Origin of the sequence: Rivularia sp. PCC 7116, assembly GCF_000316665.1 — a bacterium.
GTDB lineage: Bacteria > Cyanobacteriota > Cyanobacteriia > Cyanobacteriales > Nostocaceae > Rivularia.
Map to the genome: position 1 here is coordinate 4,523,454 of NC_019678.1, position 14,981 is coordinate 4,538,434.

Here is a 14,981-nt window from a genome sequence, read left to right on the forward strand (position 1 = left end):
AATAAGCTTATCATAAAAGTATATTGGCAGTTATGCTCATCAATAAGTTAATCGAAAAGCTACCGTAAAATATAACTGCGTTAATATTGACAAAGAAGTACTATACAAAAGCGAAAAAAAGAGTTGATTATGCAAGAAGTAAAAAAAGAAAATCCAGAGCTTATTAATCGAATTAAACCGATAGTAGAAAAATTAATAACAGGAAATAGCCTATATCAAGTAAAATTGAATAAAGATGAAATGGTGAAAATGTTAGTAGATTTATTTGCTAGCTTTTCCGAAGAAGAATTTAAAGCAATTCCAGAGAATGAACTTATTCGTAGAATTAAGAAAATATTAACTTTGGAAGCTGTTTCAGGTACTTTAAATGATTTGACACCAGAGCAAATTGCAATTTTTGATGAAGCCGTGGAAGGTAGATAAATCGGGTGGGTTATTTATTAGATACAAATATTGTGACTTACATACTGAAGAAAAATCTTACTCTAAATAATAAGTTACGACAAGTAACTCGTTATGGAGAAGAAGTATTTATCAGTTGTATAACTTACTATGAAGTTAAAAGAGGTCTTTTAGCTTTAAATGCTACAAGGCAATTAGCTGACTTTCATCAGTTCTGTATTGATTATGATGTTTTATATTTAGATGATTTAGAAATAATAGAAACCGCTTGTAGAATTCATGCTGATTTGAAGAAAAAAGGTAGACCAATTCAAGATGCTGATGTTTTAATTGCTGCTACTGCTATTACACGCGGGTTGATTTTGGTTTCTAATGATTCGGATATGGGAAGAGTTGAGGAGATTGAGTTGGAGAATTGGGTGGAAATATAAAGTTAATAATTAAAATCAGCATTGTTAAAATAAGTTTGATAATAAAATTATATAAATTTTATGGATAGGGAAGAATTAAAAGTTTGTAGGTTGGGTAGAACGAAGTGTACGCGAAGCGTTCTCGCAGAGTAACCCAACATCATAACTTAGAGAAAACTAAATAATTTAATTCCAAAAAATATTTAATATTACACTGAATACTATGATAATTTCATATCAAATGTTGGGTTACGCCGCATAACAACTATTCGTTAACTATCAAAAATATTAGTGCGCCGCGAGCCCAACTTACGAATCTATTTCCTCATGATTTTGGTGCGCTCGCGGCTGAAGCTATAACACACCCTACTCTTTAAGATATAAACAATCAAATGTTGGGTTACGACGCATAGCAGGTTTTAGTTAACTATCAAAATTACTAGTGCGTCTAACCCAACCTACAAGTTAATACAAACTAACTTTAAGTTACTAATTACTCATTAACTGGCATCACTACTTTCTTAGCCAATCCCAAACTTTGCAATACTTTAATAGCCCACCAAGTCATATCTATTTCCCACCAACGCAATCCAGCTTTTGCTACATTCGGATGAGCGTGGTGATTATTGTGCCAACCTTCACCATAAGTTAAAATCGCTGCCCACCAAAGATTGCGGGAATTATCTTCTGAGTCAAAAGTGCGATAACCTCTGATGTGAGTCGCAGAATTAATCAACCAAGTGGAATGCCAAAGTAATACTGCTCTAAGAACTACACCATAGATTACAAAAGACCATCCGCCTAAAGCATACAGTAAAGCAACCAAGGGTATTTGCAGCAATATAAAGTAGCGATTTAACCAACGATAGAATGGTTGGCGAACTAAATCGGGAGCATATTTTTTGTACTGTTCGTAGTCAAAAAATTCCTCAACAGGATAGATCATCCACAGCATATGACTCCACCAGAAACCACGCTTGGCAGAATAAGGATCTTTATCTTCATCCTCTGTGTGAGCATGGTGTAATCTATGTCCGGCTACCCAAAAAATTGGACCTCCCTGAATTGCCATCGCTCCGATAATGGCAATGATATATTCCAGCCATTTCGGTACTTGTAAGCTGCGATGGCTTAAAATTCTGTGATAACCCAAACAAATACCAATACTGCCGAATAGCCAATGTAAAAATATCATTACTCCCAAAGCAGACCAAGAAAAAAACCAGGGAGCTAACAAAGCTAAAACATGAATCGAACCTATAAATAACGTAAAAGTCCAACTCAAAGCAAGCGGTTGCTTACCCTCAGTAACAGCCGAGCGTGTAGTCATAATTATTTCCTTAGACTGTGAGTATTATTAATAAAACTAATTAGATGTATTCCGTTTCCCCAAAACAACCTACCTAAAACCAAAACCAGGTAAGATGCGTAATCGTAGACAAGTACATGCAAGCGTCACTTACATTCTTACGTTAACAAAGATAAAATTAAAATGCAAGTACTACTTGCATGACATTTGTCACGTTTGTAGAGTGATGAAATTTCAGCAAATCATTCATACGAGAATACGAATCCAAATATATCTACCTACCTCGCAGTGAAAACTTATAATGTCCAATTCCCAAATAAGCTCAACTCGACAGCGAATAATTAATGCAGCAATAGAATTATTTGCTGCTCAAGGAGTTACCGAAACTACCACCAAAGCAGTTGCAAAGTCGGCGAAAGTGAATGAAGTTACATTATTTAGACATTTTGGAAACAAACACGGGTTGCTTTTAGCAATAATTTCCGAATCACCTGTATTTCAAGAGCTTAGCGAATATTTAAAAAATCAAGCTACTGAAAGTAAGAGCGTTCGCCAAGCCTTGAAAAACTATTGTGAGGATCGCTTGCAGGCTTTAGAGCGATCGCCGAATTTAGTTCGCTCGGTGGTAGGAGAGGCTGGTAATTATCCTTTAGAAAATCGTCAAGCATTAGGACGAAGTTTGAAAGAAGCAAACCATTATGTTGCTGAATTTTTAGCCATAGTGATGGAGAGGGAGCAATTGCAGGCACATTTAGCACCTCAAAAACTAGCGAGCTTGCTGAATATTATGCTGTTAGGGTATGCCGTGATGGAATTTACGAGTGAATTTCATGAACTTTGGCATGATAAAGATGATTTTTTAGAGGATTTGGTAAGTTTATTTTTGATGGGGGCTACTAATTCTAAGAGTTTAGTTACGTCGGAGTTAGTACATGTAGAAAAAGTAGTCGATTTACCAGCAAATACAGTTCAGTTGATTTTGCAACGTGCTAAAAAATCTGGATTACGAGATTACGCTTTAATATATATTTTATTTGGAACAGGTTTATCAACCGCAGAAATTACTAATTTAGAGCGAAATCATCAAATTTGCGACACAAATCAACACTTATTGCAAATAGTTAAAGGTGAATTTCGCCAAGTTCCGATTAATCAATGGATTATGGGTAAACGCTATGGTTCCTATACTAACAACCCATTAACTAGATATTTGAAAATTCGCAAAGACAAGCATTCGGCATTATTACTTAATAATGATGCAATGCCAATTTCAGTAACAGAAATACAAGAATATTGGCAGAAAATAGTTGAGGGATTATCAACGCCAGAAGGACAACAACCAGCCATCGAACAAGCTCAACATACTTGGTGTGTAGAAATGCTTATGAAAGGAATAAGCTTAGAAAATATGAGTTTAATTACGGGTTGGGATTTGCAAGAATTAGAACCATATGAACATAGAGCTAAAGAAAAATTAGCTTTAGAACAAGCGATAAAATTAGATAAAAATTAGATAAAAACTAGATAAAAATTTTTGACTTCCAACCTAATAATTTACAGTTGCTTGAATTTTACTTTCTTCAACTAATAATAGTTTCTATTAAGTATAAATTACTATAGTACAGATGCTTGTATTTAAATTGTGAGTGTTTTATTATCGAGACTCTATAGATAGTCAAAGATTCTTAAATGGTTACGGCAGCATTTTAAGAAAACTTTGTAGTAAAGTAAATTTAAGTTGCTGAAGAAAGATTGTAGAAGATATAATTTCAATACAGTTTAATTGTAATTTATGATTTCAAATATTTGCTTAACTTAAGTTAAGACTTTGACACAAAAGTATAACTGTATTGATGATATTTTTCTATAAAATCAAATTTAAGCTTATTTTAGGAGAAAGAGTATGGCGAATAATATTACTAGAAGTAGTTTAGCTAGATATATTTTTAGACCTTTTTCTATCGCACGCTCAAAGTTATTTGCTCTAAATCAATCAAAACCGAATCAAAGTTATAAGGAATTAGAAGATTCTCAATCAGAAGAATATCAAATAGATACAAATTTACAACAAAATTTGCATCCTTATTTAGAGGATAGAGTAGAACCATCAGTTCAGCATATTATATTCTCTTCGTATATTAAGTATTGAAATAATTCTTTATGATGTCGGTTTGGAGCAATTTGTCCAAAGTATTATCATTTTAGATTATTTTGCTTCAAAACCAGACTTATAGACATAAATAAAATTTTGTTTATTGTCTTTGTAGATAATATTCAATCCAAATTCAACCTTTTATCTATCCATTGCTTTGATTTCTGGATAGCTTCAGTCGGAGTCACAGCGTAAGGTACTGCAATAGCACAGCCTCTATCGTAATTTACCCAAGCAGCATAAATATTTTGTTTGTTAAATGTATCGCGTTCAATTTGAATTTTGCATTCGCGATACTCAAAGGACATCATAATTTTCGGATAATGAGGTTCTATCATAGTTTTTGATTATAAGATTGGGGAAAATATTTATGTAGAGATTTTATCTCCTATGCTTTTACCAAATTAATATTTAGAAATAAAAAAGCTCAAAATTGGGTGAGTTGTTACCCACCCAAAGTTAATTAAAAAATTATGCTGCTGCCATATTTTGAGCAACAAAGTCCCAATTAACTAGCTTACCTAAAAAATCTTCGATATAAGCGGGGCGTTTATTTTGATAATCCAAATAATAAGCATGTTCCCATACATCCATAGTTAATAAGGGAATTTGTCCGCTAGTTAAAGGATTATCAGCATTCAAGGTTTTGGTGACTTTTAAAGTATCATTATCTAGCACCAACCAAGCCCAACCGCTACCAAATTGAGTCGCACCGGCAGTTTTGAAAGCTTCGACAAATTTATCAAAGCTACCGAAATCAGCATCGATTTTTTTAGCTAATGTTCCAGCAGGAGTACCACCACCATTGGGTTTCATGCATTGCCAATAAAAAGTATGATTCCAAGCTTGTGCAGCGTTGTTAAAAAGTCCCTGCTTTTCGGAATTTCCAGCTATCTCCTTGATTACTTCTTCAATTGACTTTTTATCAAATTCTGTACCTGAAACTGCATCATTGTACTTCTTAACATAAGCAGCATGATGTTTGTCATGATGAAACTCTAAGGTACTTTTAGAAATAGCAGGTTCTAAAGCAGTGTATTCATAGGGTAAAGGTGGTAATTCGTATGCCATTTTATTCTCCTCTCTTAATATCTCTCTTGGAACGTTTTAGAAGTTAAGGTTAGAAATTACTTGATGTTAAATCTTCTTCCAATGGTTTAGCATTTTAGTTTAACTATGCTATTCCATAACGAATAATTTATTTATTGAAACTACCAAAAGTAGTAAAAAAAATACAAGTAAAACTACCTTAACTTCCTTGCGTTTAGATAGTATCGCAATCTGAGAAAATTAAAAATCCTCTTCCAGGGGATGGGGAACTTATCCCGATAATGGATAAGTAAACTTTTATAGTTATTATTATGCTAATGACATAGATATTTTATTTAAGTATGGTTAACGCAAAAGATTCTCAAAAAAATATCTCCTCGTTCTAACGAGTTGTTTAACAATCATATCAAGTCCGGCTAATTACTTACGATATAACCTTACTGAAAAGATGGCGGTTATTATCTACTACTCATTACTCATTACTTATTACTTATTACTTATTACTTATTACTTAGCCCTCACAGATATGATAACTGTTTAACCGGACATGATATCAGTGGGCACTTTATCAAAAAATTTTAAAAACAGACCTGATTTAGGAAGATATTAATAAATACTTTGCATTACTATACTTAAAAGGAAATGAAAGTTGTTGAACAAAAAATCAGGTTGTGATTTCACATTGTTGGAGATGTCGCACTGCTAAGTCTCTACAGCAGTTTGATGTTAATTTTGAGGGTTGGGATAATTATAATTTAAAAACTCCTCCGCACTATTCTTATCACTCACTTCTTTATCCAAAGTAGCTGTCAATAAATCATCTAAAATTTGCTTATATTTTGGTCCTGGTTTATATCCCAACTTTTTCAAATCATTACCATTTAACGGTGCTTCTACATTTGATAATACTGTCAAATAATACCAAATTTTTCGTCTAAGACTTCGCGGACTTTGTAACGCTATAAAAATCAACATTGGTAAATCGTATTTCCGTAGCAACTTAACTACTTCAGAACGTTTTACACATTTATCTAAATTATCTAAAACTATCTTCTTCGCTTTGTCTAAATTTTCTAATCTTTTAATACTTTCATCCGGAAATTGTAAGTTTTTCGCGACTTTTCCGCTATATTCCGATGCTAAATGAGCAACTATAACCTCCAAACGCATCTGCCAATGAGAAAATCTTTTTTCCCCAGAATCAAACTTCTGCAAACAACGTTCCATTAAATGCAATTGTCGTAGTAAACTCTCATCTAATTTCAAAGTCGGATGAATGCACTGTAGGGCATCTAATTCACCCAGCATTTTTAAAGCACTTTTCCAATAGGAAGTTTGCAAAATATATTTCAATTCCGACTTCAGACGAGTTTGCAAAGCTGGAGTTTTAGAATTTTCTTTTGCAGTACGGTTATAGACACCACTTTCGATTGCGTAGCGAATATATTCTTCTGTTTGTTTTTCTAAGTGGAAACCAAGACGTACTGCAAAACGCACGGCTCGGTAAATCCTTGTGGGGTCTTCAATAAAGCTATTAGCGTGTAAAACTCGAACTTGTTTGGCTTGTAAATCTAATAACCCACCAAAGAAATCAAGTAATTTACCTGGTTGAGGAGGAGTTAACCGCAAAGCCAAAGCATTAATCGTAAAATCGCGGCGATATAAATCTTGACGAATCGAACTTGCTTCAACTACCGGATTTGCTGCTGGATAAGGATAAAACTCAGTTCTTGCCGTGGCGATATCTACACACAGCGAATCTAATTTTGCATCATTGTGCCATAACAAAGCAGCAGTTTGAAAATCACCGTGGACATCCAAACGCGCACCAGGGTAAATTTGCTGAATCGCTGAAGCTAATTCCACACCAGCACCAACATCGGCTGCATTGTGGAAACCGTCAACCACCATATCAATATCTGGAATCAGTAACGGTTCCTCGGAATTCGCTAACAATAAATCTCGTACCGCACCACCAACTATATATAAATGCCAACCCCGTTGTTTCGCCTCTTTTGATACTTTGGTGAGAAACTCCCATAAAGCAGGTGCAAGTCGGTTACGTAATTCTGCTAAAGTCGGAGTTTCTGGACTATCTCTTTTTTCTTCTTCTCTATTCTCATTTATAGTTTTCTGATGCAGTTCCCGTAAAACATCGGTACGAGTTACAATTCCCAGCAGCTTTCCATCTTCTAAAACTGGTAAACGTCCGATATCGTAAGTCACCATTAAAGATTCAATTTCAGGTAATTCCGAATTCGGTGAAATCGTCTTGAGATTCTTGGACATATAGCCTTTCACCGGAGCATGAGCAAAACCGTGGTGTAAAGCAATATCCAAATCGCGCCGCGAAATTATACCAACTAAATCCCCCGAAGTCTCTACTACAGATAAACCAGAATGTCCGTAACGCAGCAAAATCCTATGTGCTTCCTCAATAGTTGTATCTGATGGAATAGTACGCACCGGAGAAGACATCAAATCTCGCGCAGTTGGTGGATGGGGAATTGAGTTTTTTAATTTTTCAACAACTTGAATTAATAATTCCTGCGAATTAACATCCTTTAAACTCGCAGAAGCAGCTTTTGCGTGTCCACCACCACCCAAAGGAGCCAAAATCTCGTTAAGATTAGTCTCCGGAATTTGCGAACGACCAATTATTGATAAACGATTCCCACTTTTTTTCTCATATTCATGAGCCAATAGCAAAGCGTCAATTTCCATCAAGTCAACTAATTCTGACGCTAAACCAGACAACCCACCAACAAAATCATCAGTTGCCAGAATTACCCAACCAACCTTGTAACCGCGTACCTTTTCAATTTCAATATCTTCTAAAGCAATTTTTAATAACTGTTGTAAATGAGGAGATAAACCAGGCTCAATATAGTCACTCACCACCGATAAACTAGCACCCTGCCGCATCAACCAAGCCAAAGCCAAAGCGTCTTCTGGTGTAGTGTGGTCAAAGGTTAAAGAGCCAGTGTCAACATGAATACCCAAAGCCATCACAGTAGCTTCAGTCGCAGTTAGAGCAATACCCTGCTTACGTAATTCTTGTACAACCAAAGTAGTAGCAGCACCCACTGGATAAATATGAGATTCTGTAGCGGGAATATCCAAAGTTTGTTCTAAATGATGGTCATAAACAATAATTTTTTCAACATTCGGTAAATCTAACCATTCCGCAGCCTTTCCCAAACGTTCCCGCTGCTGAGTATCAACCACCGCTAAACAGTGAATATCCTCAGTCACTACCGCACGTCGTTCGATTAGCGGATATTCATCTCGATGCAGCGCCAAAAAATCCTTGACAGCAGGATGGCAGCCACCGGGTAAAACGATTTTGCTACCCTCAAGCAACCGCGTCAGCCCCACCGCAGCCCCTAGCGTATCAAAATCTGCTGTTGTGTGGCATAGAATTAAATTCATCTTGTTGATGTTTGGGAAGAGTTTTATTTATTTATTTTAAATCGTATTCGGACGGGTGAAAGGAAGCCGAAGCCAACATTACGCGAACATTCACCCTCAGACTATAAGTCTGGGGCTATACAAACAAAGCCCACCTTCGTGGGCTATTAAATGATTAATTTTATTGCTTTGTAGGTTGGGTGAAGCAAAGCGCAACCCAACATTATACGAATTAGAGTGTTCGCGAAGCGTGTCCGGAGCACATAACCCAACATTACCAAAAATTAGAAGAATTCAAAAACAAATAAATACTACGCTTGTTTATAAACGCATTTGGCATTCTCATAAAAATCAAAACTCGGATGTTGGGTTACGACGCGTTTATATTTTTCGGTATTGATATAAATTTTTCGTGCGTCTAACTCAACCTACAATCTACCAAATAATTTTAACTGTTCGGAACGGTAGTTGTTAAATTTAAGTTAGTTGTAAGTTCGTAGGTTGGGTTGAGGAACGAAACCCAACATCATAATATAAATTCAAAAAAATAATTTTAAAATATCTTATCAAATAAAAAATCTCTGATTTTGGGTTACGACGCATTTATATCAATTACTCGTGCGTCTAACCCAATCTACAATCTATTCTATTAAGGTATCCATATAATTTTTTCCACCTTGTTTTATTTTAAGTGCAATTGATTCTTGTATTCTTAGGCTAGGGATATTCAGAGGTTTTAATTCATGTTGGTTAATTTAGCCGAATCCGACGAGCAAATTCTGGAATGTTTTCCTACAATATTTCAATTACGTCCGCATCTCAATAAGGATAATTTTGTAGAACAAGTTCGTCGTCAACAAAAAGATGGGTATCAACTTGCTTTTATAAAGGTTGATAATCAAGTAGTAGCTGTAGCAGGATTTTTTGTTTCTGAATCTTTAGCTCATGGAAAATTTTTGTATGTTTATGATTTAGTTGTGGACGAAAATGTCCGTTCAAAAGGTTATGGGAAGCATATCTTTGATTGGTTGCTTGATTATGCTAAGTCTAAGAATTGTAATGTATTCAGATTAGATTCTGGGGTTCAACGTTTTGATGCTCATAGATTTTATTTCACACAAAGAATGAAAATTGCTAGCTATCATTTTTCTTTGTCTTTATAATTAATTATTTAACTAAAAATATTTTGTAGGTTGGGTTAAACGGAGTGCAACCCAACTTCAGCAATAACTTAAATAATTAAATACAAAATTAGATATAAACATTCATATATAAATGTATTTGGCATTGCCTCATAAAAATCAAAACTCGGATGTTGGGTTACGACGCATTTATATTTTTCGTTCTTTATATAAATTACTCATGCGTCTAACCCAACCTACAAATATTAATTATTTTCTACCCCCTCTCCCCTCACCCAAGCCTCAATCCTAAAATCACCAAGTCCCTTTCTACACCATCAAGCTCCGCAATTCCTGGCATATGTCCCCAACGTTCAAAACCAAATTGCTCAAATAGTTTTAAACTTGCTTCATTATGACCAAAAATAAATCCAATCAAGGTTTTCAAACCCAAGTTCGGGCTTTGACGAATCGCTTCTTGTAAAAGTATTTTTCCTAAGCCACGCCGCTGATAGTTTGAAGCGATATAAATACTCACTTCGGCGGTTGCGTGATAAGCTGGTCTTCCATAAAAAGGTTGAAAACTCAACCATCCAGCAATCACTTCCCCAGTTTCTACTACCCAAAGGGGATGTTTTAAAGGAGAACGTTTTTTAAACCAATTGATGCGACTCATTACAGATACTGGTTCTAAATCCGCTGTTGCCATACGGCTGGGTATTGAAGCGTTATATATTGCGACAATCGCGGGTAAATCATTTTCAGTCGCATGACGGATAATCATTTGTTGTTTATGAACGACAATATTAAGAAATGATACAGAAATATAGATTATATTTGTTATGCCTAGTGCAATTATTACAGGTGGCTCTCAAGGAATCGGTAAAGCAACGGCGCTTTTATTTGCCCGTAAAGGATACGACTTGGTTTTAACAGCGCGATCGCTAGAAACTTTGGAAGCGACGGCAGCCGAAATTCGCGCAATTGGAACCAAAGTATTAGCTGTACCTTGTGATGTCAGCCAAGAAGCAGAAGTAAATAATTTAATACCCAAGGCTTTGGAATATTTCGGCAGCATTGATGTTTTAATCAATAATGCCGGGGTTTGCATGACTGGCCCCATTGAAAATACTTCTTTGGATGATTGGCATAGAGTAATCGATGTAAATCTCTGGGGATATATTCATACAATTCATGCACTTTTACCACATTTTTTAGTCCGCAGTGCTGGAACAATTGTAAATGTTGGTTCTATCGGTGGTAAATTACCGTTACCAGAAATGACTGTTTACTGTACCAGCAAGTACGCAATTACGGGTTTAACGGAAACCTTGCGATTGGAATTAAAACCGAAAAATATTCATGTAAGTGCGGTACATCCGAGTGCTACCAACAGCAACTTTATGGAAAGAGCGCAGTTTCGTGGAAGTAGCGAACAAGAAGCAGAAAAACGACGTAATTCCATGAGCAGTTTTTTAGAATCTCCAGCAGCGAGCAAACCAGAAGATGTTGCGAATGCTGTTTGGGATGCAGTCAAACATCAAAAAGACGAAGTAGTAGTTGGTAGTGGTTCGTTTATGTCAGCCGCTTATAAATTTTTCCCCGGATTAATGCAGTTGGCGATGCAGACATCTAAACAGTGAACAGTTAACAGTGAACAGTTAGCGTTACTTTAACAATTCAGCAATCCGAACGCGCGGGGTGTACGGCTCAGCTTATTCTAGAGGGACATACAGTTATCAATCAACAATAAGATTTTGAGACGAATGTATATTTAGTCCTCTTAAGAGGACTTTTGCTATGAGCCGGGGAATTGCATTCCCCGGTAGATTGGTTGCTAAAGATTATTTGCTCTGATATTCTTACTCGCTTCCCACTTTTGCCCACGCCACTTGCTACAACCGTCGTGTCCCTCGGCAACACAGTGGCTCCTCTTCCCCCTCTCATTCCGCTGCTCACTGTTTACTGATAACTGCCTTCAGACTGATGTAAATCATCAATTCTTGAATAAATTTCAGACTATAGACATAAATAACTATATTGCCGTAAAAGTCAATATATTTTTACTAAAATAAATATATGTATCCTGATACCCTATATTTTTAATTGCAAATTAAGGAAAATAAATATATTTCCAAGGTATATCTAGATGCTATTTAGGTATTTGTGTTTTACAGGGACACAAATAAAAACTTTTTAGATTAATCTGATTGGTGCATCATACTTTCCTTTTTGTAACTGTATAAATTTATTCTTTAAAAGTTGATTGTTGACACAAAACCCTCTTGCTTTATGTAAGTGATTGGGTAAATTTCGCTATGCCAACAAGATGGTAATATCCTATGCAAGATAATATTACAACAAAGAAACCGGTTGAAAATAGAAAAATTAATAAAGCTGAGGAAATTGCTTTTCTTGTTAGTAGAATTAGAAGCGGTATTTGGCTCTTTGGTATTCCATCTTGGCTGTTCGGGATTGGTGACAGGAGTTTTGCTGCATTTGCCGATGGTTATATATCTGTAATTGAAGTTATACAGTTATTTACAGCTTCTTTGTTTTTTGCAAGTTGGCTATTCTTAAGACCTGAAAATTCGCCCTTAAATGATGATGTCATAGCTTTACAAGGTAAATATTGCACTAATTATGCTTTAAAGTCGAATTTGAAGCAGAGATACATGATTAGTCAAGAATATATATTACCTTTTCCTTATATCTGCCAAATTTATCATTTATTAAATTTAAAGCATTTAGAAAGCATTCACCACTTTAGTCTCAATAATTTGAAAGTTGTTAATGTTAGTGATTTTCAGCTTACAGAGAATGGTGGAGCCATCAAATTTCAAACTATTTTAGATTCTCCTTTTAATCCGCTACGCATTTGGAGACAGCCGACTGTCGAAGTCGATTTAATTTTGCATAATCCTTACACTGTAGAATTAAGTATTCCCGTTTACAATCAAAAAAGAATAACTGTTATTTTTCATGCCGTTCCTTTGAATGAAAACGAACATTATTTCTTTATCGATATTTACAGCGATTTAGAATGGTTCAAACCATTTTTACAGTTGTTGCTACATTTTGCTTCTTGCTTAACTTTGTTTGAAGATATACCTTATTTACGCAATTTATCTGAAAAGAACCGAGATAGTTTACTTAAATTAGGTAGAGCTTCCAACTGCAAAAGTATGTCGCTTTACAGAAGATTTGTTGAACTATACGGGACTAATTTGAATAGTTACCCGATGCTTAATTAAATTAAGAGAATTGGGAATGGGGCATTGGTAATTGGTAATTGGTGATTGGTAATTATTTCAAGATATATTCTGGGAGCAAGATGCTCCCACTATGTATGGTTTTACAATTCCTAACTCTTAATTCCTAACTCCTAACTTTATTTAAGCTCTTGCTAACAATGGCGCGGCGGCTAGCAAAGTTTTCGTATAAGGATGTTGGGGGTTGGAGAAAATTGCTTGGGTTGCTCCGAGTTCGACGATTTTACCACCGTTCATGACGGCGATTCTGTCGCACAAAAATCTGGCTAACCATAAATCATGGGTGATAAATAAATAAGTTAATTCAAATTCGTCTTTTAATTCCAACATCAAATCTAAAACTTGCGACTGTACGCTGGCATCTAACATACTTACAGGCTCATCGCAAATTACTAATTTGGGACGGGTTATTAAAGCACGAGCGATCGCAACTCTTTGTTGTTGTCCCCCGGATAAGTCGGAAGGATAACGTTGGTAGTACATTTCTGATGGGTTTAACCCGACTTTGTCGAGCATCCACAATACTTCCTCTTTTGCTGCTCCGGCATCGGCTAAGTTATGGATGATTAAGGGATCGGCTATATTCTGCCCTACTGTCATTGTAGGATTTAAACAAGCATGGGGATCTTGAAATATCATCTGCATTTGTCGTCTTTGAGAACGTACTTGTTTGCGCGACAAACTGGTTAATTCTTTACCTAGAAATTCAACTTTACCCCCGGTAGGACGAATTAATTGCAAGATTGTCCGCGATAAGGTACTTTTTCCGCAACCGGATTCGCCAACTAATCCGAGAATTTCTCCTGAATACAATTCCAAGTTGATCCCATCTACTGCTTTGATGGTTTGTCCTTGCCCTTTAAATATTCTTTCTATAAAGTTTGGTTCAATAGTATAGTGCTGTTTTAATTCTTTGATTGCAAGTAAGGGCGTGACGTTGGATGATTTTTTGTTGAGACTGGTTGAGAATTCTGCGGCTGTATCTACATTTTCATCTGTAGAAAAAGTTTGAATGTGCAGTGCTGCTTGTAAAAGCGAACGAGTATATTCGTGCTGCGGATTTTGAAACACTTCCTTAGATAAACCAGTTTCTACCATCTTTCCCTGGAACATTACCCCAATGCGATCGCAATATTCGGCAACCATTGCTAGGTCGTGGGATATTAGTAGCAATGCCATGTTTTCTTCAGCGCATAATCTGGTCAATTCTTGCAAAATTTGGGCGGAAACTGTGACATCTAGACTAGTTGTCGGTTCGTCAGCAACGATTAATTTCGGATTCAATAATAACGCTAAAGCGATTGCAACTCTTTGACGCATTCCACCGCTAAATTCGTGGGGATATTGACTCCATCTTTCGGGGGGGATATTTACTTTTTTTAAGGTGGCAATGGCTTTTTCTTTTGCCTGCAAGCTAGAAAGTTGAGGGGAATGGGCTTTGAGAGTTTCAAGACAGTGGTTACCAATTGTCATTAGTGGATCTAACCGAGTCATGGGATCTTGAAAGATTAATGCTACTGCCTCTCCACGAAATTTACGCAGTTGTTCGGCAGTCATATCAAATACAGGTCGTCCTTGAAACATTACCTGCCCCTGAATACGTGTAGAGTCGGGTAGCAATCGCATCGCTGCACGTCCTAATGTCGATTTACCACAACCGGATTCTCCAACCAGTCCCATTCTCTCTCCCGGTTGCAGAACAAAAGAGACATCATCAACTGCCCACTTTTCCTCTTCATTGCTGCTTGTAGGGTAACCCACGCGGAGGCTTTCAATCGACAATAAAACATCACTCATAATTAGTTGCTAGTCCTGTTAGTCATAAGTCCCCGAAAGGCGCATTTTTACCGTTAC

General features: G+C 36.2%; 13 protein-coding genes. 7 read left to right on the top strand and 6 right to left on the bottom strand.

The window, feature by feature from the left end:
* Positions 1-129 precede the first annotated feature (129 nt).
* Together RIV7116_RS17545 and RIV7116_RS17550 are read left to right on the top strand one after the other, a co-directional pair.
* A complete protein-coding gene (locus RIV7116_RS17545) occupies positions 130-423 on the top strand; it encodes a hypothetical protein (protein WP_015119644.1) in 294 nt (97 codons plus the stop codon).
* Between the two features lie 5 nt (positions 424-428).
* Positions 429-833 carry a type II toxin-antitoxin system VapC family toxin gene (locus RIV7116_RS17550; RefSeq protein WP_015119645.1) on the top strand — a complete coding sequence of 135 codons (405 nt, stop codon included), beginning with the start codon at positions 429-431 and terminating at the stop codon, positions 831-833.
* Between the two features lie 472 nt (positions 834-1,305).
* On the opposite strand, the gene RIV7116_RS17555 is transcribed toward RIV7116_RS17550, so the two are convergent.
* The gene (locus RIV7116_RS17555; RefSeq protein WP_015119646.1) at positions 1,306-2,142 is read right to left on the bottom strand and encodes a fatty acid desaturase; all 837 of its coding nucleotides are present in this window, start codon (positions 2,140-2,142) and stop codon (positions 1,306-1,308) included.
* Between the two features lie 280 nt (positions 2,143-2,422).
* Here RIV7116_RS17555 and RIV7116_RS17560 point away from each other — a divergent pair, with 280 nt between their 5' ends.
* A complete protein-coding gene (locus RIV7116_RS17560) occupies positions 2,423-3,634 on the top strand; it encodes a TetR family transcriptional regulator (protein ID WP_015119647.1) in 1,212 nt (403 codons plus the stop codon).
* 390 nt (positions 3,635-4,024) lie between these two features.
* Entirely contained in the window at positions 4,025-4,270 is a 246-nt protein-coding gene (locus RIV7116_RS17565) for a hypothetical protein (protein ID WP_015119648.1), read from the top strand.
* A 125-nt stretch (positions 4,271-4,395) separates the two neighbouring features.
* Here the strand turns inward: RIV7116_RS17565 and RIV7116_RS17570 are convergent, their stop codons facing one another.
* From RIV7116_RS17570 to RIV7116_RS17580, 3 genes are all read right to left on the bottom strand, one after another.
* Positions 4,396-4,584 carry a hypothetical protein gene (locus RIV7116_RS17570; protein WP_198287542.1) on the bottom strand — a complete coding sequence of 63 codons (189 nt, stop codon included), beginning with the start codon at positions 4,582-4,584 and terminating at the stop codon, positions 4,396-4,398.
* Positions 4,585-4,744: 160 nt separating this feature from the next.
* On the bottom strand, positions 4,745-5,344 hold the full coding sequence (locus RIV7116_RS17575) for a superoxide dismutase (RefSeq protein WP_015119650.1): 600 nt from the start codon (positions 5,342-5,344) through the stop codon (positions 4,745-4,747).
* A gap of 705 nt (positions 5,345-6,049) precedes the next feature.
* On the bottom strand, positions 6,050-8,755 hold the full coding sequence (locus tag RIV7116_RS17580) for a CBS domain-containing protein (RefSeq protein WP_015119651.1): 2,706 nt from the start codon (positions 8,753-8,755) through the stop codon (positions 6,050-6,052).
* Positions 8,756-9,477: 722 nt separating this feature from the next.
* On the opposite strand from RIV7116_RS17580, the gene RIV7116_RS17585 reads away from it, so the two are divergent.
* Positions 9,478-9,897 (top strand): GNAT family N-acetyltransferase, encoded by a 420-nt coding sequence (locus RIV7116_RS17585; RefSeq protein WP_015119652.1) that lies wholly within the window; start codon positions 9,478-9,480, stop codon positions 9,895-9,897.
* A 250-nt stretch (positions 9,898-10,147) separates the two neighbouring features.
* Here the strand turns inward: RIV7116_RS17585 and RIV7116_RS17590 are convergent, their stop codons facing one another.
* Positions 10,148-10,639 carry a GNAT family N-acetyltransferase gene (locus tag RIV7116_RS17590; RefSeq protein WP_015119654.1) on the bottom strand — a complete coding sequence of 164 codons (492 nt, stop codon included), beginning with the start codon at positions 10,637-10,639 and terminating at the stop codon, positions 10,148-10,150.
* A 58-nt stretch (positions 10,640-10,697) separates the two neighbouring features.
* On the opposite strand from RIV7116_RS17590, the gene RIV7116_RS17595 reads away from it, so the two are divergent.
* Together RIV7116_RS17595 and RIV7116_RS17600 are read left to right on the top strand one after the other, a co-directional pair.
* A complete protein-coding gene (locus RIV7116_RS17595) occupies positions 10,698-11,498 on the top strand; it encodes an SDR family oxidoreductase (protein WP_015119655.1) in 801 nt (266 codons plus the stop codon).
* A gap of 699 nt (positions 11,499-12,197) precedes the next feature.
* Positions 12,198-13,109, top strand: a complete 912-nt coding sequence (locus RIV7116_RS17600; protein WP_015119656.1) for a hypothetical protein — start codon at positions 12,198-12,200, stop codon at positions 13,107-13,109.
* A gap of 141 nt (positions 13,110-13,250) precedes the next feature.
* Here RIV7116_RS17600 and RIV7116_RS17605 read toward each other — a convergent pair whose 3' ends face one another.
* Entirely contained in the window at positions 13,251-14,924 is a 1,674-nt protein-coding gene (locus tag RIV7116_RS17605; protein ID WP_015119657.1) for an ABC transporter ATP-binding protein, read from the bottom strand.
* Between the last annotated feature and the right edge of the window lie 57 nt (positions 14,925-14,981).